The sequence below is a fragment of the Blautia sp. XA-2221 genome (genome assembly GCF_028767025.1).
Taxonomy (GTDB): domain Bacteria; phylum Bacillota; class Clostridia; order Lachnospirales; family Lachnospiraceae; genus Blautia_A.
Window position 1 is genome coordinate 300,758 of the sequence record NZ_JAJQXX010000001.1, and the last position, 20,278, is coordinate 321,035.

Annotated in this window: 23 protein-coding genes; 21 read left to right on the plus strand and 2 right to left on the minus strand. The window is 44.6% G+C overall.

Features of this window, described 5'->3' with window-relative positions; all coding sequences use genetic code 11:
- The first annotated feature begins 2 nt into the window (after positions 1 to 2).
- The 6 genes from cooS to LU279_RS01435 all read left to right on the plus strand — a co-directional run bounded on the left by cooS (position 3) and on the right by LU279_RS01435 (position 5,096).
- Positions 3 to 1,886, plus strand: coding sequence for an anaerobic carbon-monoxide dehydrogenase catalytic subunit (cooS, locus tag LU279_RS01410; RefSeq protein WP_274420295.1), 1,884 nt, complete (start codon positions 3 to 5; stop codon positions 1,884 to 1,886).
- Positions 1,887 to 1,902: 16 nt separating this feature from the next.
- A complete protein-coding gene (locus LU279_RS01415) occupies positions 1,903 to 2,349 on the plus strand; it encodes a 4Fe-4S dicluster domain-containing protein (RefSeq protein WP_274420297.1) in 447 nt (148 codons plus the stop codon).
- Positions 2,350 to 2,352: 3 nt separating this feature from the next.
- Positions 2,353 to 3,585 (plus strand): NAD(P)/FAD-dependent oxidoreductase, encoded by a 1,233-nt coding sequence (locus tag LU279_RS01420; RefSeq protein WP_274420299.1) that lies wholly within the window; start codon positions 2,353 to 2,355, stop codon positions 3,583 to 3,585.
- A gap of 154 nt (positions 3,586 to 3,739) precedes the next feature.
- Entirely contained in the window at positions 3,740 to 4,105 is a 366-nt protein-coding gene (locus tag LU279_RS01425; RefSeq protein ID WP_274420300.1) for a BMC domain-containing protein, read from the plus strand.
- Between the two features lie 11 nt (positions 4,106 to 4,116).
- Positions 4,117 to 4,545, plus strand: coding sequence for a BMC domain-containing protein (locus LU279_RS01430; protein ID WP_274420302.1), 429 nt, complete (start codon positions 4,117 to 4,119; stop codon positions 4,543 to 4,545).
- Between the two features lie 20 nt (positions 4,546 to 4,565).
- Complete coding sequence (locus tag LU279_RS01435) at positions 4,566 to 5,096, plus strand: EutP/PduV family microcompartment system protein (protein WP_274420304.1); 531 nt, start codon at positions 4,566 to 4,568, stop codon at positions 5,094 to 5,096.
- A gap of 132 nt (positions 5,097 to 5,228) precedes the next feature.
- Here LU279_RS01435 and LU279_RS01440 read toward each other — a convergent pair whose 3' ends face one another.
- Together LU279_RS01440 and LU279_RS01445 are read right to left on the minus strand one after the other, a co-directional pair.
- A complete protein-coding gene (locus tag LU279_RS01440; RefSeq protein ID WP_274420306.1) occupies positions 5,229 to 7,181 on the minus strand; it encodes an oleate hydratase in 1,953 nt (650 codons plus the stop codon).
- A 107-nt stretch (positions 7,182 to 7,288) separates the two neighbouring features.
- On the minus strand, positions 7,289 to 7,852 hold the full coding sequence (locus LU279_RS01445; protein WP_274420307.1) for a TetR/AcrR family transcriptional regulator: 564 nt from the start codon (positions 7,850 to 7,852) through the stop codon (positions 7,289 to 7,291).
- 370 nt (positions 7,853 to 8,222) lie between these two features.
- On the opposite strand from LU279_RS01445, the gene nagE reads away from it, so the two are divergent.
- The 15 genes from nagE (at position 8,223) to LU279_RS01520 (ending at position 20,277) form a co-directional block, all read left to right on the plus strand.
- On the plus strand, positions 8,223 to 9,689 hold the full coding sequence (gene nagE, locus LU279_RS01450; RefSeq protein ID WP_274420464.1) for an N-acetylglucosamine-specific PTS transporter subunit IIBC: 1,467 nt from the start codon (positions 8,223 to 8,225) through the stop codon (positions 9,687 to 9,689).
- A gap of 175 nt (positions 9,690 to 9,864) precedes the next feature.
- Positions 9,865 to 10,350 (plus strand): PTS sugar transporter subunit IIA, encoded by a 486-nt coding sequence (locus LU279_RS01455; protein ID WP_274420309.1) that lies wholly within the window; start codon positions 9,865 to 9,867, stop codon positions 10,348 to 10,350.
- Positions 10,351 to 11,085: 735 nt separating this feature from the next.
- Positions 11,086 to 11,346 (plus strand): AtpZ/AtpI family protein, encoded by a 261-nt coding sequence (locus LU279_RS01460; protein WP_274420466.1) that lies wholly within the window; start codon positions 11,086 to 11,088, stop codon positions 11,344 to 11,346.
- An 89-nt stretch (positions 11,347 to 11,435) separates the two neighbouring features.
- The gene (locus LU279_RS01465) at positions 11,436 to 11,843 is read left to right on the plus strand and encodes a hypothetical protein (RefSeq protein ID WP_274420311.1); all 408 of its coding nucleotides are present in this window, start codon (positions 11,436 to 11,438) and stop codon (positions 11,841 to 11,843) included.
- 80 nt (positions 11,844 to 11,923) lie between these two features.
- The gene (locus LU279_RS01470; protein ID WP_274420312.1) at positions 11,924 to 12,682 is read left to right on the plus strand and encodes a F0F1 ATP synthase subunit A; all 759 of its coding nucleotides are present in this window, start codon (positions 11,924 to 11,926) and stop codon (positions 12,680 to 12,682) included.
- 38 nt (positions 12,683 to 12,720) lie between these two features.
- Positions 12,721 to 13,002, plus strand: coding sequence for an ATP synthase F0 subunit C (gene atpE / locus LU279_RS01475; protein ID WP_274420467.1), 282 nt, complete (start codon positions 12,721 to 12,723; stop codon positions 13,000 to 13,002).
- Between the two features lie 30 nt (positions 13,003 to 13,032).
- Positions 13,033 to 13,536, plus strand: coding sequence for a F0F1 ATP synthase subunit B (atpF, locus tag LU279_RS01480; RefSeq protein WP_022066868.1), 504 nt, complete (start codon positions 13,033 to 13,035; stop codon positions 13,534 to 13,536).
- Entirely contained in the window at positions 13,533 to 14,072 is a 540-nt protein-coding gene (gene atpH, locus LU279_RS01485; RefSeq protein WP_274420316.1) for an ATP synthase F1 subunit delta, read from the plus strand. The genes atpF and atpH overlap by 4 nt, the downstream gene beginning before the upstream one ends.
- Before the next feature lie 16 nt (positions 14,073 to 14,088).
- Positions 14,089 to 15,621: a F0F1 ATP synthase subunit alpha gene (atpA, locus tag LU279_RS01490; protein ID WP_274420317.1), complete on the plus strand. Its 1,533-nt coding sequence runs from the start codon at positions 14,089 to 14,091 to the stop codon at positions 15,619 to 15,621.
- Positions 15,622 to 15,633: 12 nt separating this feature from the next.
- Entirely contained in the window at positions 15,634 to 16,494 is an 861-nt protein-coding gene (atpG, locus tag LU279_RS01495; RefSeq protein ID WP_274420319.1) for an ATP synthase F1 subunit gamma, read from the plus strand.
- Positions 16,495 to 16,586: 92 nt separating this feature from the next.
- The gene (gene atpD, locus LU279_RS01500) at positions 16,587 to 17,981 is read left to right on the plus strand and encodes a F0F1 ATP synthase subunit beta (protein WP_274420321.1); all 1,395 of its coding nucleotides are present in this window, start codon (positions 16,587 to 16,589) and stop codon (positions 17,979 to 17,981) included.
- A gap of 12 nt (positions 17,982 to 17,993) precedes the next feature.
- On the plus strand, positions 17,994 to 18,395 hold the full coding sequence (atpC, locus tag LU279_RS01505; protein WP_274420323.1) for an ATP synthase F1 subunit epsilon: 402 nt from the start codon (positions 17,994 to 17,996) through the stop codon (positions 18,393 to 18,395).
- A 411-nt stretch (positions 18,396 to 18,806) separates the two neighbouring features.
- Positions 18,807 to 19,235: a 50S ribosomal protein L13 gene (rplM, locus tag LU279_RS01510; protein WP_022066862.1), complete on the plus strand. Its 429-nt coding sequence runs from the start codon at positions 18,807 to 18,809 to the stop codon at positions 19,233 to 19,235.
- Positions 19,236 to 19,252: 17 nt separating this feature from the next.
- Entirely contained in the window at positions 19,253 to 19,645 is a 393-nt protein-coding gene (rpsI, locus tag LU279_RS01515; RefSeq protein WP_022066861.1) for a 30S ribosomal protein S9, read from the plus strand.
- Positions 19,646 to 19,854: 209 nt separating this feature from the next.
- Complete coding sequence (locus tag LU279_RS01520; protein WP_274420327.1) at positions 19,855 to 20,277, plus strand: hypothetical protein; 423 nt, start codon at positions 19,855 to 19,857, stop codon at positions 20,275 to 20,277.
- Position 20,278 lies beyond the last annotated feature (1 nt).

The following is a 20,278-nucleotide window of genomic DNA, read 5'->3' on the forward strand; positions in this document are numbered from 1 at the left end:
TTATGAACCAGTGTTTTGGATGCTCTACCTGCAAAAGTGCAGATAAGCCGTTGGAAGGATTTATTGCAGATCTGCCTATGGAAACTTCCCATCACAGAGTAGAAGGACAGAGTGCAAAGTGTGGATTTGGTCTTCAGGGTGTCTGTTGCAGACTCTGCTCTAACGGACCATGCCGTATCACACCAAAGGCGCCAAGAGGAATCTGCGGAGCAACTGCAGATGTTATTGTAACAAGAAACTTTTTAAGAGCAGTAGCATCAGGCTCCGGCTGTTATATTCATATTGTGGAAAATACAGCTCTGAATGTACTGAAAACAGCACAGGCAAAAGGTGAGCTGAAAGGCCTGAACGCGTTAAACTATCTGGCAGATGAAATGGGTATTGTATGTGATGATATTTATGAAAAGGCAGAAAAAGTTGCGCGCAAGGTTCTGGATGATCTGTACAAGCCGGAATATGAAAAGATGGAGCTGGTAGAAAAGCTTGCCTATGCGCCTCGTTTCCAGAGATGGAAAGAGCTGGGGATTCTGCCGGGAGGTGCAAAAGGAGAGGTATTCCACGGAGTGGTAAAATGTTCTACAAACCTGAATTCCGATCCGGTAGATATGCTGACAGACTGTCTGAAACTTGGAATTTCCACAGGACTTTACGGCCTGACACTGACAAATCTTCTGAACGATATTCTGCTGGGCGAGCCTGAGATCCGCATGGCTCCGGTAGGACTTCGTGTAATTGACCCTGAGTACATAAATATTATGATCACCGGACATCAGCACACAATTTTTGTTGATCTTCAGGAAAAACTGAAAAGTCCGGAAGCAGTTGCAAAAGCACAGGCAGCAGGCGCAAAAGGCTTTAAGCTTGTAGGCTGTACCTGCGTAGGCCAGGATCTTCAGCTTCGCGGCGCTCATTACACAGAGGTATTTGAAGGACACGCAGGAAACAACTATACAAGTGAGGCTGTTCTTGCTACAGGTGGAATTGATGCAGTTCTTTCTGAATTCAACTGTACTCTTCCCGGAATTGAGCCGATCTGTGATGAACTGAAGATCAGACAGATCTGTCTGGATGATGTGGCAAAGAAGGCAAACGCAAAAATGATGCCCTTTGACTTTGACAGACGTGAAGAGCAGAGTATGGAGATCATTGACGAGATCGTGGAAGCGTATAAAGCTCGCAGAGGCAGCGTTCCTATGAACCTGTTCCCGGAACATGGAAATGATGATACCTTAACAGGTGTAAGTGAAGTATCTCTGAAAAAATTCCTGGGAGATACCTGGAAGCCTCTGATCGATCTGATCGTATCCGGAGATATCAAGGGCATTGCCGGAGTGGTAGGATGTTCCAATCTGACAGCAGGCGGACACGACGTTCTTTCAGTAGAACTTACAAAAGAGCTGATCGCAAAGGATATTCTTGTTCTGACAGCAGGATGTTCTTCAGGCGGTCTGGAGAATTGCGGCCTTATGGAGCCGTCCGCAGCGAAACTGGCAGGTCCGAAGCTTCGTGCAGTCTGTGAAAAACTTGGAATTCCGCCTGTATTAAACTTTGGCCCGTGTCTGGCGATTGGTCGTCTGGAGATTGTTGCAACAGAGCTGGCAAAAGAAATCGGTGTAGACCTTCCTCAGCTTCCGCTGGTACTTTCTGCCGCACAGTGGCTGGAAGAGCAGGCGCTTGCAGACGGATGCTTCGGTCTGGCTCTGGGATTACCGCTTCATCTTGGACTTCCGCCATTTGTAACCGGAAGCAAGCTGGTAACAAAGGTTCTGACAGAGGATATGAAACAGCTTACAGGTGGTCAGGTAATCATTAACGGAGATGCAAAAGAAAGTGCAGATATTCTGGAAAAGATTATTATGGAAAAACGTTCTGGCCTGAATATTTAAAAAGGAGGCTGCTTATATGAAAAGAATTATCATAGAGGCTGAAAAATGTGACGGATGCAAAAACTGCAGCCTTGCCTGTATGCAGGCGCACAGAAAGGATTCCGGAGATATTTACACACTGGATCTTAACGATATCGAAAATGAAAGCCGTAACTTTATCTATAAACAGCCAGACGGTACTTATCGTCCGATATTCTGCCGTCACTGTGACCAGCCGGAGTGCGTGCTCTCCTGTATGAGCGGCGCCCTTACCAAGAATCCGGAGGACGGACATGTTTATTACGACAAAGAAAAATGCGGCTCCTGCTTTATGTGCGTAATGAATTGCCCTTACGGAGTCCTGAAACCGGATGACGCCACAAAATCTGTGGTTATCAAATGTGATTTCTGCAAAGATCTTGGCGGAGAGCCAAGCTGTGTAAAAGCCTGTCCAAAACAGGCAATTCACGTAGAGGAGGTATAGCATATGAAATATGTGATAATTGGAATAGGCGCAGCAGGTATGACTGCAGCCAAAACTCTTCGTGAACTGGCCCCGCAGGATGAAATCACAATGATTTCTGTGGATGAAAAACCACATTCCAGATGTATGCTCCATAAATATCTGAGTCATGAAAGAAATGAGGACGAATTGAATTTTGTGCCTTTCGATTTCTTTGAAAAGAACAGGATCACACAGGCTACAGGACAGCGGGTGGAAAAGCTGGATACAGAAAAGAAACAGGTGATCTGCGATAAAGGCTTTGTATGTTCTTATGACAAACTTCTGATCGCTACCGGAGCTGAAAGCTTTATTCCTCCTGTGGGAGCTCTTCGTACTGCGCCAAACGTGTTTGGACTGCGTCATTTAAGTGATGCCAAAGCAATTGACAAATGTGCAGAAAACGCTCAGAAAGTTGTGATAATCGGATCTGGACTGGTAGGTCTGGATGCGGCTTATGGGCTTCTGGAGCAGAAAAAGGATATTGTGATTGTTGAAATGGCTGACAGAATCCTTCCTATTCAGATGGATGAAACAGGAGCAGCCCAGTATCAGAAGCTTTTTGAACAGGCAGGATGTCAGTTCCGCCTTGGAAGAAGAGGCGCAGATACTATCTGTAATGATGCCGGTGAAGTTACCCATGTGGTCCTGGATGACGGAGAGAAGCTTCCCTGCGATCTGGTGATCGTGGCAGCCGGAGTGAGAAGCGCTGTGGCAGGATTTGAGGACAGCGGTCTGATCATAGACCGCGGAATCCAGGTAAACGATTATCTGGAAACAAGCGTACATGATGTCTATGCGGCAGGTGATGTGACCGGTCTTTCCGGAATTTGGCCCAATGCACAGAAACAGGGCAAAATTGCAGCTCAGAATATGGTTCTGGGTAATAAGTATCAGTACGAAGACCGATTTGCAGCAAAGAACACCATTAACTTCTTCGGGCTGGTTTCCCTGTGTGTGGGAAAACTGAATCCGGAAGATGGAGATGAAGTTATTGCCAAAGAGGCATCCAATCAGTATCAGAGAGCGATCTTTACAGACAATAAACTGGCAGGCTTTCTTCAGCAGGGCGATATCTCTCATGACGGAATTTACCAGTACCTGATCAAGAATCAGATTGATCTCAGTGATAAAAAAGATAGAATCTTCAGCTTGAGCTTCGGTGATTTTTACGGAGTAAAAGAAAACGGAGAATATAGCTGGATGGATTCCCTTTGATTTTTCGTCCCCTTTTATATCATGGATGGTATAAAAGGGGGCATTTTTTTAACGGTTTAAAAAAAGAAATCAACTTGACAGGGGATTTTCCTGATAGTATGATTTATAAAGAAAAATTATGTCGGAAACTTTCTGAAAGAGAGGAACAGATAAAATGGCAAACGATCATGGAGAACAGATTAGAATTGTACAGGAAACGGTAGCCGGTAAGGAAATTACTTTTGCCCATGTAATGGGTGGTCCGGCTCCGATCATATATCAGAAACTGGGGCTGAACCCACAGGTGGATTACAGATCTTCCGCTATCGGGATTATGAATATGACACCGCCGGAATCTGCGGTGATCGCCTCTGACATTGCAGTAAAAAGCGGAAATGTATATCTGGGATTTGCAGACCGTTTTACAGGAACGCTGATCATTACAGGAGAAATTTCAGATGTTATGTCAGCGCTTACAGAGGTTGTGGATTATTTCCGTGACTCACTGGGATATGTTGTCTGCGACATTACAAAGAGATAGGAAGTACAGTTATGGCTCGGATAAAAAGAGAGGAACTGCTGGAAAAGCTGTTTCAGGATGACTACGAACACCTGAAAGGAAAACGGCTGCGTCTGACCCGTGTGCGTGTTCCGGGCAAGGAAGTATGTCTGGCGCATGTGATCAGCCCGTCGGAGGCATGTATTTATGAAAATCTGGGACTTCATATCGGCGTCCATCAGGGAGAGGACCACAGAGGAGAAGCTGTTGGAATGATCCGTTTTACTCCATGGGAGGCAGTTGTAGTTGCGGCAGATGTGGCGATCAAGGCAGCAGACGTTCAGATTGGATTTATGGACAGGTTTTGCGGAACTCTGATCCTTACCGGAGGGCTGAGTCAGGTTCAGACTGCGGTGGAGGAAGTTGTCAGGTTCTTTGACCAGGTGCTTGGATTTAAAACCTGTGAAGTCCATAAAAGCTGAAAAACAGGATAAGGCAAAAAATGAAAAAATTATTTTTAATGGGAAGAAGTGAAGCGGGAAAGACCTCTCTGACACAGGCTCTGAAGGGCGAAACGCTTCACTACGAAAAAACTCAATATACCAACACAGAAGATAATACCATTGATTCTCCGGGAGAGTATGCGGAATCCAAGCATTTCAGCGTGGGTCTGGCGTGTTTTTCCTTTGAAGCGGATGTGGTTGCCATGGTTCAGGCAGCAGACGAGCCTTTCAGCCTTTTTGGTCCGGGAGGCAAAAATTTTATTCTTCGTCCGCTGATCGGGGTAATTACCAAGATCCATTCGCCTCATGCCAATATTCCCATGGTTCGCCAGTGGCTGGAAAATGTGGGATGCGAGCGTATTTTTCTGGTGGATAACGCCACAAGAGAGGGAATAGATGAACTTCTGGAATACTTGAAAGATGATCTGGAACCCCTTACTCTGGAACAGGCAAAGTTTAAGCAGAGTATAGGATTAAACGAATGGGATCCTCTTCCTGAGGGCGTGGAATATCCGGAAAATATCCGATGAAAGAATAAAACAGTGAGTATAACAGAATAACGGAACTTATAAAACTAAAAATACCAGGGTGCATGATCTTTTGATCGCGCACCCTGGTATTTTTGTCAGGCTCATGTATGGTGAGATATTTTTATGAGAACCTTACATTCCGTTTTTTAATACTCCGCAATCTCTCAGAAGCTTTTCGATCACAGTGCCTTTAACAAAACGCAGAGCAGGCTTTTTCAGAGCGTTCAGTGGACCGGGAAGTTCGATTTCCAGCGGGGATTTTCCGTCCATAAGCTTTACGGTACTGCTGAGAAGTTCACGGATATCGTATACGCTTCCCCACACTTCAGGAACACCTCTGTCAACGCCAAGAAGTCCATACACGGCCTCCATTGCTGTTCTCACAGAATATTCTGTGGTAAATACGGTATCTCTTGGTGTGTCTGCAAACTGTCCAAGGAAAGCAAAGTTTATGCAGCCGTCCGGAATAACATCCGGTCTGTCGCCTTTTGTTCTTGGCATGAAGAATGCTGTAATATAAGGCATCATAGTAGGAACGCAGACAGCGCTTTTTTCTGCCAGCTCAGGAATCTGTCCAGTGGGAACACCCAGATGATACAGCCATTCTTCTGTAATCTCTTTACCGGTACATTCTTTCATTGGTTTTTTTACATAATCGCCGGGAACATCAGTAAACAGTCCGTATACCCATACGCACACTTTATCAGGATCCTGCTCTTTAAACTGTCCCTGACGGTTAATGGTCCAGCTTAACAGCCATTTGGAATCCTTGCAGCTTACGATACCGCCGGTAACAACCTTTCCGGTACGAGGATCACGTTTACAGATATTGGTAATATAAGGAATGATTTTTTCATCCAGTGTTGTGATGGTTGCAGATTCCCAGTTGGTCTTATTAATATTGGAACAGAATTTTTCCGGATGTCCAAAGCTGGGATCCTGTTTTGCAATATTTTTCCAGAGATTCCAGCAGCCGCTTGTACGGACCTCCGCATCTCCGTTGGGGGCATGGTTCTGATCTCCGTAAATGGTTCCTTCCGTACAGCTTCCGTTTGTGACAAAAACAAGATCGTTTTCTGTAAGGACGATTCCCCTTTCTACACCCTTTACTCTGCACTCAATGGCAGAAGCGATTTTTTTACCGTCTTTAAAGTCAAAAAGCACGTTTGTAACTTCTGTGCCGAACTGGAAATCAACACCTGCAGCTTCAAGGTATTTCTGCATAGGAAGAATCAGGGATTCATACTGGTTATATCTGGTGAATTTCAGGGCGCTGAAATCAGGAAGTCCTGCAATATGGTGGATAAATCTCTGGAAGTAAAGCTTCATTTCCAGCGCACTGTGCCAGTTTTCGAAGGCAAACATGGTCCTCCAGTACAGCCAGAAAGTGGAATTGAACACTTCATCATCAAAGACGTCTTCGATTTTTTTATCATAAAGATCTTCATCTTTTGTCATAAAAAGTTTCATGATCTCCATGCAGCCCTTCTGGCTTAAATTAAATCTGCCGTCTGTATGGGCGTCCTGTCCTCGATTGACTGTGGCGCGGCAAAGAGAATAGTTGGGATCGTGTTTGTTCAGCCAGTAATATTCATCCAGAACAGATGCGCCTGGTGTTTCCAGTGAAGGAATGCTCCGGAAAAGATCCCACAGACATTCAAAATGGTTTTCCATTTCACGGCCGCCTCTCATGATATAGCCGCGGCTGGGATCAAAGATACCGTCACAGGCTCCGCCGGCAATATCCATTGCCTCAAGAATATGGATATGAGAGCCGGGCATCTGGCCGTCACGCACCAGAAAGCAGGCGGCAGCGAGAGAGGCAAGACCGCTTCCTACAATGTAGGCATTTTTGTGATCAACGCCTTCCGGCTTTTCCGGACGGGCAAAGGCTTCATAGTTTCCGTTGCTGTAGTAGATGCCCTTACTGTTTTTTTCATATTTTCCACGCTCTGTATTCCGGTAATCACTGTGTGATGCCGGAGCAGCTGTTTTATGTTCTTTTGCTGTTGTTTTTGCCAGTACAGCTGCGGCGCCTGCGCCTGCGGCCAGAGCAAGACCGATTTTCATACCTTTTTTTGCCATTAAAAAACCACCTTTCTGAAAACAGATGTACTTTTGTTGTGATATTATAGTATTGCCCTTTTATGTGTGGTTCAATTTACAAAAAAAGAGAAATGATAAAAAGTTTATCATTTCTCCTGAACTGTATAATTATGAATGGAATTTGCAATACATCCGTGAAGAGTGGTACAGATATTGTCTGTGATCGCCTGGTAGTCGCCTTTTAGTCCCTGGCTGATCCAGTCAAGAAGGATACCCACAAGGCTGTATTTGTAAAAATCAGCAATAAAGCTTTTTTGTTCTTCTGTAATAGAAAGACCTGCGGACTGTTCCTGCACCACTCCCATGATCAGATCATGAGTGAGCTTAAAAAGATAATTCTCGATTTTTTCTCTTCCAATGGCATGACAGGCATTCTGTACAAGAATTTTATTTTCGTAAACAGCCTCAAAAATCTGTACAAGACCCTCCTGCCAGGTATCATATGTCTTTTTGCCCTGGAGAGCTTTTCTGGATTCCTCCAGACAGGTCCATTCTGCCAGATCATAGATATCTCTGAAATGATAATAAAAAGTCATGCGGCTGATTCCGCAGTCTGAGGTCAGATCATTGATGGTGATCCGATCCAGGGATTTTTTGAGAAGAAGTCGCTTCAGGGATTCCTTCAGGGCATATTTTGTCATATTCTGCAAAATATCATCCTCCATTTCCAATCCGGGATAAAAGTCTGAAAATTCTTGAAAAATATAAGGTTATTATAGCTGTAGATATTCCGGAAATCAAGAGGTTCGGAAAGCGTTTTGCAGCAAGGTACATAAAAATTTTTTTGACCGACTGAATAATATATAAAAAAACTAAAAAATTTATAAACTAATCATAAAAAAATATATTGACTTAGGGAATATTATCTGTTAAAGTAAACACGAATTAACGTAATTGTGAAAAATGTACAAAGTTTATCGGCGCTAAACCGAATGCTATTGGAAAAATGTCGAAAAATAGCACAAAAAGATAAATTTTGTCATAAATCACAAGCGAAAAAGAAGGAGGATTCTCATTATGATGAAATGGCTTCAAAAACTTGGAAAAGCCCTGATGCTTCCAGTTGCATGTCTGCCGATCTGCGGTATCCTTATGGGTATTGGATATCTGATGTGTCCGGCAACTATGCAGGGTGGTGAGATCACTGGTCTTATCCCTACAATCGGTCTGTTTCTCGTAAAGGCAGGCGGAGCCCTCATCGATAACATGGCAATTCTGTTTGCAATCGGTGTTGGTGTAGGTATGTCTGACGATCATGACGGAACTGCTGGTCTTGCAGCACTGGCATCCTGGCTGATGATGACAACTCTTCTCAGCGAAGCAGTTGTTACAATTATCAGACCTGGCGTTGCTGAAAATGCAACACAGCTTCTGGCTTACCAGAAAATCGCAAACCCGTTTATCGGTATCATTGCCGGTGTGATCGGTTCCACATGCTACAATAAGTTTAAAAACACAAAACTTCCGAACTGGCTGGCATTCTTCAGCGGAAAACGCTGCGTAGCTATGGTTGCAGGTGTTGTTTCCATTATCGTTGCTGCAATTCTTCTGTTTATCTGGCCTCTGATCTTCGGCGGACTGGTAGCATTAGGCGAAGGTATTGCAAACATGGGCGCTCTTGGTGCTGGTATCTATGCATTCCTGAACAGACTTCTGATCCCGACAGGTCTGCATCATGCTCTGAACAACGTATTCTGGTTTGATACTATCGGACTTGGCGACCTTACTAATTTCTGGGCTGGAAAGACATCTGCAGATGTTTCATGGAGCCTTGGTATGTACATGTCCGGATTCTTCCCATGTATGATGTTTGGTATTCCGGGTGCAGCTCTTGCTATGATCCATACAGCAAAAGACAACAAGAAAAAAATCGCTATCGGTCTTGTAGCTTCCGCAGCAGTATGTTCCTTCATCTGCGGTGTTACAGAGCCGTTTGAATTTGGATTTATGTTCCTTGCTCCTGTACTGTATGTAATCTATGCTCTGCTTTATGGTATCTTTACATTTATTACAGTAGCTCTTGGATTCCGTGCAGGATTTTCTTTCTCCGCAGGTGCTACAGACCTTCTGTTCTCCGCATCTCTGCCGGCTGCACAGAAAACATGGCTGATCATTCCTCTTGGAATCGCTGCATTTATCGTATTCTACGTGGTATTCCGTTTCGCAATCACCAAGTTTAATCTTAAAACTCCGGGACGTGAAGACGACGATGAAGATGAAACAAAAGTAGTTCTTGCAAACAACGACTTTACAACAGTTGCAAAGATCATCCTTGAGGGTGTTGGAGGACCGCAGAACGTGTCCACAATCGACAACTGCATCACAAGACTTCGTCTTGAGATCAAAGACTACACTCAGGTTGATGAGAAAAAGATCAAATCAGCTGGCGTAGCAGGCGTTATCCGTCCGAGCAAAACAAATGTACAGGTTATTATCGGTACACAGGTTCAGTTCGTAGCGGACGAGTTCAAAAAATTATGTAAATAATATACATAACAGGTGGGGAGGGTGCTGCGGCATCCTCCTTTCTGCTGTGAGGAACAGAGAGGACAGTTTCAGTTTTGTCAAAACCCGGGACAAAACATTTTTACAGTCACAGATTGTATTGAAAAAACAGGGGAAAATGTGTTAGGATAGGAAAAAAGAAAGAGAGGATACGATCATGTTTAAAGGGTTATTTGGTAAAAAAGAAAAAAACAATAAGCTTTATGCGCCGTTAAAGGGCGAGGCAGTACTGCTGGAAAATATTGAGGATCCGATGTTTGCTCAGAAGATTCTGGGCGATGGAATTGCTATTGAGCCGTCTGAAGGCAAGGTTTACAGCCCGGCAGACGGAACAGTATCCATGATCGCTGATACAAAACATGCAATCGGTGTAAACACACAGGATGGTCTGGAGCTTCTGATCCATATCGGAATGGATACAGTTGCCCTGAAGGGAGAGGGATATACTCCAAAGGTAGAAGCCGGAGCTTCTGTAAAAAAAGGAGATCTTCTGATGGAATTTGATATGGATTTCATTAAAGAAAAAGGCTATAGCTGTGTAACTCCTATGATCATCACAAACATGGACGATATAAAAGGTGTAACCCCTCACGCAGGTGCTGCAGTACCAGGGGAAACCGTTGTTGTAGAATACGAAAAATAAGAAGAATCTGTGTTTATAAAATTCAGCACACAGGAAAGAATCCCGGAAAGTCTATCAGACAGAGTTTCCGGGATTTTTTTATGCAAAAACGGATCGGGATATCTGAATGTGCAGGAGAGTATGCAGAAATGCAGAGTGAGGATTGAGAGAAAGAAGGAGTAGGGGGATTGTCAGAAGATTGTTGTAGCTTTCTGAAATACAGGCAGGAATTGTCGGAAGTCCGGCGCGGGGGATTGAGAGAAAGCAGGAGTAGGGGGATTGCCAGAAGATTGTTGGAACTTTCTGGAATACAGGCAGGAATTGTGGAAGTCCGGAGCGGAGGATTGAGAGAAAGAAGGAATGGGGATTTATAGAAGTTTTGATGCGTGGATTGGCAAAAGCTTGGAGGAATTGTCGGATGATCAGAACGGAGAATTTCAGCCATAAAATCCAGGAGAAGTGGATGATAAAGTACGGGGAGGTATAGAAATGGGTGGGAATGGTATTTGCCAAAATCAATGTGAAATATCAATACAGTTAAATAAGAATATTGATGTGATATTTTTATAGGAAATGCGGAGAAAAAACGACAAAAAGTTTAAAATATTTACATATTTTTTCTTTTTGTAGAATAAAAAGTCGTTAATATATACAATAAAAAGTTGTATTTTTTATACAATTATGATAAAATATCCACAACGTTACTGGCGGAGGTGTATAGATGAATGCAATGAGGAGAATGCAGTTGTGAAAAATATGGCTGATATGCTGAAAAATATTACCATGCTGACACAGTTTGGACTGTCTTTTGTGACACCCATATTCCTATGTCTGGCTTTGTGCTGGTGGCTTAACATTCATGCAGGTGTGGGAGCATGGGTTTATATTCCGGGGTTCTTTTTTGGACTGGGAGGTTCATTTATGGTAGCCTATAAACTTTATCTGAAGATCATGGAAGACCAGAAAAAAGAAGAAAAGAAAAAACATAAAAAAGTATCTTTTAACAGGCATATGTAGATTCGGATAATCCGGAAAAGAATACGAAGCAGGAAAAGATACATTTAACTGTGAAAGTATGTATTTAATAACAGAAGGGAAGAGATAATATGTTTGGTGAAATTCAGCCGGCAGTAAAAAAAGAAACAAAAAAGGTGATCCTTTATACACTGGCAGGAGTTGTCCTTATGTGGGTCGTATTTGCAGTTCTTCACGGGGCAATTCCGGAAAAGATACCCTTTGATTACACAGTGATCCTTGGCGGACTGGGAGGCGGAGCAGTGGCTGTACTGAACTTTTTTCTTATGGGACTTACCGTACAGAAGGCTGCATCCTGTGAGGACGAGGGGGCTGCGCGTATGAGACTGAAAGCCAGCTATTCTCAGAGAATGCTTCTTCAGGTGGGCTGGGGAATCGCCGCTATTATTGCGCCCTGCTTTCAGTTTGCAGCAGGGCTTTTGCCACTTCTGTTCCCGTCTATGGGAATCAAGCTGAATGCGATTTTTAAGAAAAAATAGGATGAATACTGACTGTAAATAATGGACAGCAGTTTTCCATAATATTTTATAAATAAAAAAGACAGGAGGTGGAAGCGTACATGGAACTGGACATATCCGGAGCGAAAGTCTATTTTACCATTCCAACGGAAATTCCCATTCTGGGAGATCTGCAGATCAGTGAAACAATGATCGTAAGCTGGATCGTTATGAGTCTGATCACAGGACTTTGTATCTGGCTGACCCATGATCTGAAGGTGGAGAATATTTCCAAGAGGCAGGCGCTGGCAGAAATGATCGTGGAACAGGCAAATAAATTCGTGGTTGGGAACATGGGAGAAAAATTCCGCCATCTGATTCCCTTTGTAGCGGCTTTGTTTGCCACAAGTATTGTATCCAATCTGATCAGTCTGATCGGTCTGCGAAGCCCTACGGCAGATCTGTCTACGGAGGCTGCCTGGGCGGTTGTGGTATTTATCATGATCACTGCTCAGAAGATTAAGACAGGCGGCGTGGGCGGATATCTGAAAGGCTTTACAACACCGATTGCCATTATGACGCCCTTTAACGTTCTTTCTGAACTGGCTACGCCTATCAGTATGGCATGCCGACATTTTGGAAACATTCTTTCCGGTGTGGTTATCAACGGACTGATCTACGGAGCACTGGCAGTTGCCAGCTCGGCACTTCTGGGACTTCTTCCAGGTATTGTAGGAGATGTCCTGGCAAAAATCCCCATTCTTGACGTGGGTATTCCTGCAGTTCTGTCTGTTTACTTTGACTGGTTCTCAGGCTTTATGCAGGCATTTATATTCTGTATGCTGACGGTTATGTACATTGCCAATGCAGCAGAAGAATAAGAAGAACAACAAAAAATCAAAATAACAGGAGGGTTTGTATTATGGATTTTCAGATTTTAGCAAAAGGTATTGCGCTGGCAGGATGTGCGATTGGAGCAGGATGTGCGCTTATTTCCGGTATCGGACCTGGTATCGGTGAAGGTAACGCTGTGGCAAAGGCGCTTGAGGCTATCGGACGTCAGCCGGAATGTAAAGGAGAAGTAACTTCTACTATGCTTCTTGGCTGTGCCATTGCAGAGACAACCGGTATTTATGGTTTTGTTACAGGTCTGTTGCTGATCTTTGTAGCGCCTGGCATGTTCATGAAGTTCCTGGGATAACAGTCGGGTATAAGAACAGGAGGTTAAATTATGCAGGTACAGGAATTAGTTGGAATTGTGCCCTGGACCTTTATTGCACAGATCTGCAATCTTTTTTTACAGGTGTATCTGATCAAAAGGTTTTTGTTTAAACCGATCAATAATATGCTGGCAAAACGTAAAGAACTGGCAGACGCTCAGATTCAGGAGGCGGTAAAAGCAAAAGAAGAGGCCGAAACTATGAAATCTGAGTATGAGCAGGGCATACGGGATGCCAGAAACAAAGCCAATGAGATCGTGGCAGCAGCCCAGAAGACAGCGGCGGTTCAGAGCGAGGAGCTTCTGAAGGAGGCGGCAAGTCAGGCGGCAGCCATGAAAGCCAAGGCAGAATCAGATATTGCACAGGAAAAACGAAAAGCGGTCAATGAGATCAAGGATGAAATTGGCGGCATGGCAATGGAGATAGCAGGTAAAGTGATCGAGAGAGAAATTTCTGAAGAAGATCATGCGAAACTCATTGATGATTTTATTGCGAATGTGGGTGAGACATCATGACACAGACTGCCAGAACGTACGGCGGCAGCCTGTATGAGCTTGCTGTCGAAGAACAGCTTGTGGAAGCCATAGGCGGACAGATGGAAGAAATCCGGCAGATTTTTCATGAAAATGCGGATTACATGAAGCTTTTAAGCGAACCGTCGATTCCCTGGGAGGAGAGGACGAAGCTTATAGACGAAGCCTTTGGCTCACAGGCACAGAAATATTTGGTGAATTTTATAAAGCTTTTATGTGAGCGGAATATTCTTAGAGAATATGGAAGCTGCTGTGAAGAATTCAGAAGGCGTTATAACGCGGATCATGGAATTGCCGAGGCAGTGGTGACAGGCGCAGTGGCTTTAAGTGACGCTCAGATAGAGGCATTGAAACAGAAACTGGAAAAGATCAGCGGCAAAAAAGTATCTTTAGTTCAGAAGAAAGATACTTCCGTAGTGGCAGGACTTCGCGTAGAGCTGGAAGGAAAGCTTCTGGATGGTACAGTCCAGAGCCGTTTGTCCGGTCTTTCCAGAAAACTTGACGAAATAATTGTTTAAAGGATGGTATGGAAACATGCAATTAAAACCTGAAGAGATATCCAGGGTCATCCGCAGTCAGATCAAATATTACGAAAACACCATCAAACAGGATGAAACAGGTACAGTTCTGCTGGTAGGTGACGGAATTGCCAGAGCCAGCGGACTTGTGAACTGTATGGCAGGAGAGCTTCTGGAATTTGAAGACGGAAGCTACGGCATGGCGCAGAACCTGGAAGAAAACAGTGTGTCTATTGTATTATTTGGTTCCGGTGAGAATATTGGTGAAGGCCAGACAGTGAAACGTACCGGAAAGGTAGTGTCAGTTCCGGTGGGAGAAGCTATGATCGGCCGTGTTGTCAATGCTCTGGGACAGCCTATTGACGGAGCGGGGCCTGTTGTAACAGAAGAATTCAGGGCTATTGAAAGCCCGGCGCCGGGAATCTGCGAAAGACGTTCAGTACACGAGCCTTTGCAGACAGGGATTAAGGCAATCGATTCCATGATCCCTATTGGAAGAGGACAGAGAGAGCTGATCATCGGTGACCGTCAGACCGGAAAAACAACGCTGGCAGTGGATACGATCATTAACCAGAAAGGAAAGGATATGATCTGTATCTATGTTGCCATTGGACAGAAGAGATCCACAGTTGCCTCTCTGGTAGAAACACTTACCAGAAACGGAGCCATGGAATATACCATGGTAGTAGCTGCTACTGCTTCCGAGGCAAGTCCGTTACAGTATATTGTGCCGTATTCGGGATGTACAATGGGCGAATACTTTATGAACAAAGGAAAGCACGTGCTGATCATTTATGATGATCTGAGTAAACATGCGGTTGCATACCGTGCGCTTTCTCTTCTGATACGTCGTCCTCCGGGACGTGAGGCTTATCCGGGAGATGTATTTTATCTTCATTCCAGACTTCTGGAGCGTGCGGCCAAGCTGGATGACGAGCATGGCGGAGGTTCTCTGACTGCGCTTCCTATTATTGAAACACAGGCCGGAGACGTATCAGCTTATATTCCGACTAATGTGATCTCTATTACAGACGGTCAGATATTCCTGGAAACAGAACTTTTCCATTCCGGCGTTATGCCGGCTGTAAACCCGGGTATTTCCGTGTCCCGAGTTGGTGGAAATGCGCAGATAAAGGCAATGAAAAAAGTTGCCGGAACTTTGAAGCTGATTTATTCGCAGTACCGTGAGCTGCAGAGTTTTGCACAGTTTGGCTCTGATCTGGATGCGGATACAAAGGCTCGTCTGGAGCAGGGAGCGCGTATTGTAGAAGTATTGAAGCAGGATCAGAATGAGCCGGTTCCGGTGGAAAAACAGGTGGCGATCCTGTATGCGGTGATCAATGGAGTCCTGAAAGATATAAAAACCGAGGACGTGCGCCGGTACGAGAAAAACTTGTACAGTTTTCTGGATTCTGATGCAGACGGAGCGGCAGCTATGCAGGAAATCCGCAGTACAGGAAAACTGGAAAAAGAAACAGAGGAAAAATTAAAAAAAGCTCTGGAAAATTTTACAGGGGATTTTCTGGAAATGGAAGCTGCAAAACAGTAAGGAGGAGACCGTATGGCTGCAAACATGAAAGCGGTAAAGCTGCGTATTAAAAGTGTACAGAGTACCATGCAGATTACCAAGGCAATGGAACTTGTAGCATCCTCCAAGCTGCGTAAGGCAAAAGAGCGGGCTGAGGTCTGCCGGCCTTATTTCCACACTCTGCACAATACACTGAAGGACATTGCTGTGAATAATACAGATTTCAGCTCTGTGTATGCGGCAGAGGCCGGAAGTGAAAAATTCTGTTATGTAGTGATTGCCGGTGACCGAGGCCTGGCCGGAGGTTATAATGCCAATCTGTTCAAATGTATGGAAGAGGACTGTGCCGGACGGGATTATGTGGTTCTGCCTGTAGGAAAAAAGGCTGTGGAATATTGCAGCCGAAGGAAAATTGAGATGGTTACAGAAGAATTCGGGGAAATCGCAGATATTTCTGTGGGGGACTGTTTTGCAATTGCAGATATTCTCTGCAGAAAATTCCGGGAAGGAGAATTCGGACATATTGAACTTTGCTACACCAGCTTTGTGTCCATGCTTTCGCAGCAGCCGGATGTTTTTTCCGTACTTCCTCTGACAGATCTGAAAAACAGTTCAGAAACAGAAAAATCTACAGTCAGAAATCTGATCCTTTATGAGCCGGGCAGCACAGAAGTGTTTGATGCCATTGTCCCGGAATACCTGGCAGGGCTGATCTACGGCGGTGTATGTGACAGTCTGGCAAGTGAACTGGCAGCCAGACGTACAGCCATGGATGCAGCCACAAAAAATGCAGGAGAGATGATCGATCAGCTGAACCTGTTTTATAACCGGGCCCGTCAGGCAAGCATCACTCAGGAGATTACAGAGATCGTTGCAGGTGCGGAGGGGCTGTAAAGCTGACTGCGGGCAGCAAGTTATTGTGAACGGAGTGAACAGTAACGACAGCAATGCTTCGGATGATAACAAAAAATAGAGGAGATTCATAAATGAGCGAGAAACACGTTGGCGAAGTTGTGCAGGTCATCGGTCCGGTTCTGGACATCCGCTTTGCGCACGATGAACTGCCGGCACTTCTCAATGCCATTGAAGTTGATAATAAAGGCGCAAAGCTGATCGTGGAGGTGGCTCAGCAGATAGGTGATAATACAGTCCGCTGTATTGCCATGAGCTCCACAGACGGTCTGGTGCGGGGCATGAAGGCAGTAGATACCGGAGGCCCCATTACGGTTCCGGTAGGTGAAGAGTGTCTGGGCCGTGTTTTTAATCTTCTGGGTGAACCGGTGGATAACCGCCCGGAGCCGGAAATCAAGGAACGCTGGGCAATCCATCGTCCGGCGCCGTCCTACGAGGAACAGACTCCGGCGACAGAAATCCTGGAAACAGGAATCAAGGTCGTTGATCTGATCTGCCCTTATGCAAAAGGTGGAAAAATCGGTCTGTTTGGCGGTGCAGGTGTGGGAAAAACAGTTCTGATCATGGAACTTATCCACAATGTTGCCACTGCCCATGGAGGACTTTCTGTATTTACCGGTGTCGGTGAGCGTACCCGTGAGGGAAACGATCTTTATAATGAAATGCAGGAAAGTGGAGTTATTGACAAAACAGCTCTGGTTTACGGTCAGATGAACGAACCGCCGGGAGCCCGTATGCGTGTAGGTCTTTCCGGACTTACCATGGCTGAGTATTTCCGTGATGTGAAAAATCAGGATGTGCTTTTGTTCATTGATAATATTTTCCGCTTTACCCAGGCAGGATCAGAGGTTTCCGCCCTGCTTGGACGTATGCCGTCAGCAGTAGGATATCAGCCTACCCTGGCTACAGAAATGGGCGCTTTGCAGGAACGTATCACATCTACTCGCAAAGGTTCCATTACTTCCGTACAGGCTGTGTATGTGCCTGCGGATGACCTGACAGACCCGGCTCCGGCAACTACGTTCTCTCATCTGGATGCAACTACAGTACTTTCCCGTGATATTGCCAGCCAGGGTATTTACCCGGCTGTAGATCCGCTGGAATCCAGCAGCCGTATTCTTTCTCCGGAAATAGTGGGAACCGAACATTATGAAATTGCCCGCCGTGTGCAGCAGGTACTGCAGCGGTATAAAGAGCTTCAGGATATTATCGCCATCATGGGTATGGATGAGCTTTCCGAGGAAGATAAGCTTTCTGTAAACCGTGCGCGAAAAATCCAGAGATTCCTGTCTCAGAGCTTTTCTGTGGCAGAGCAGTTTACCGGTATGCCTGGACAATATGTTCCGCTGAAGGAAACTCTGAGAGGATTCCGTATGATCCTGGATGGAGAATGTGATGATGTCCCGGAAAGCTGTTTCCTGTTCTCAGGCACTATTGATGAAGTTTTTGAAAAGGCAAAGAAACAGTAAAGGAGGCCGTTTATGAGCACCTTTCCATTGCAGATCGGAACACCGGACGGTCTTCTGTTTGAAGGAAATGTAGCCCGTGTGGTGTGCAGAAGCATTACAGGTGATCTGGCGATTCTTGCCGGTCACTGCAATTTCTGTACAGCTCTTGGCATGGGAGAGGCCCATGTGGTCATGGAGGACGGAACCAGACGGGAGGCAGCCTGCATTGGCGGGATGCTTTCTGTTATAGACGGTAAATGCAGTCTTCTGGCAACCACCTGGGAGTGGAAGGAAGATATTGACAAAGCCAGAGCTGAGGCGGCAAAGAAAAGAGCAGAGGCAGTTCTGGAGCGTACTGGGCTGACCGATCAGGAGTATAAGAATGCAAAAGCAAAACTTCAGAGAGCTCTGGTTCGGCTCAGTGTCAGACAGTAATGAGGAGATCAGGGGAATATCCGGGAGAAAGAAATACAGGTTCTGATAAAAAATTATTTTAAATGACATCATAACAAAATAAAAATGAGGGGGGCTGTGAAAAAACTCAATCCAGTTTTTTCACAGCCCCCTTTTCCTCCTTTTAGGGACTTATTCCATATCCCCTTGTTTGTTTTACATTTTTCTATAAAAATATGGAAAAAAATATTGACAGAACATAAAGCGTATAGTACAATTACCCAATGTGACATAGTGCGATAACTCCTGAGCCAAAGCCCCGGCAAAGGCGTTTTATCAGCGGTTTCGGACATTTCCGCGATTATTTTGCACTGATCACCAGGAATTATTTATTATCGCGGGATACCGCGGTCAGACAAATTAAATCGTTGATAATTAACAGGAGGTAAAACCATGCAGACTTATATGGCTAATCCAGATAAAATCGAGAGAAAATGGTATGTAGTTGACGCAGAAGGCTGCACACTGGGCCGTCTGGCATCTGGTGTTGCAAGTGTATTAAGAGGTAAAAACAAACCTCAGTTTACACCGCATGTAGATACAGGTGATTATGTGATCATCGTAAACGCTGACAAGATCAAAGTAACAGGAAAGAAAATGGATCAGAAGATTTATTATCACCACTCTGATTATGTGGGCGGAATGAAAGAGACCACATTAAAAGAAATGATGGCTAAGAAACCGGAAAAGGTTATTGAGCTGGCTGTTAAAGGTATGCTTCCAAAGGGACCTCTGGGAAGAACCATGTACAAGAAACTTTTCGTTTATGCCGGACCGGAGCACAAACATGAGGCTCAGAAACCGGAAGTCTTAACATTTTAATGAGGAGGTAAGAGACATTGGCTAGCGCAAAATTCTACGGAACAGGAAGAAGAAAAAAATCAATCGCAAGAGTTTACCTTACACCTGGTACAGGCAAAATCACAATCAATAAAAGAGATATCGATGAGTATTTCGGTCTTGAAACACTGAAAGTTATCGTTCGTCAGCCACTGGCTGCTACAGAAACAGAGGGCAAATTCGATGTTCTCGTTAATGTAAAAGGCGGCGGATACACAGGACAGGCTGGTGCTATCAGACACGGCGTTGCAAGAGCACTGCTTCAGGCAGACGCTGAGTACAGACCAGTTCTGAAAGCTGCTGGATTCCTTACACGTGATCCACGTATGAAAGAACGTAAGAAATACGGTCTCAAAGCAGCTCGTAGAGCTCCGCAGTTCTCTAAACGATAATTTTTCTACAATTAAAGAAGTCAGTAAAACCCTTGAAAGTCCAGTGTTTTCAAGGGTTTTCTTTATGCCTGCAATGTTCTTAAATTGCTGAAAATTGTGCGGAAAAGTGGTCTATAGCACTCAATAGCACCCAAAAATGAAATCGTGAAAACTTGTGTCTTATATAAGACTATGATATACTTGAGAAAAGGATTAAAAGGTGGTGCAATATGAACCGTACAGAATACAAGAACAGGCACAGGAAAGAACACTATGATTCTATTTTATTTGTATTCCCAAAAGGCGAAAAGGACAGAATAAAGCAGGCGGCCAGTAAATTGGAGATGTCCGTTAATGAATACCTGTATGCCCTTGTGTGTGATGATCTGGTATCCGGTAAAAGCAGACTGGGAGAGAAACTGAACCAGGAATTTACAGAGGAACAGCAGGCTTTACTTGATAAATGGCAAGTGGCACAAAAATACCGGGATATGATCCAGAGAATGCACGTTGATACCATAAACGGGATGAACAAGCACTATACAATAGAATTAAAAAAGGGATATATAAATGATGTGACGTGCAGCAGACTGATACAGTGCGATAAGACAGCAGAACTTAGAAGGATTATAGTGAAGTCACATAAAAAATGAT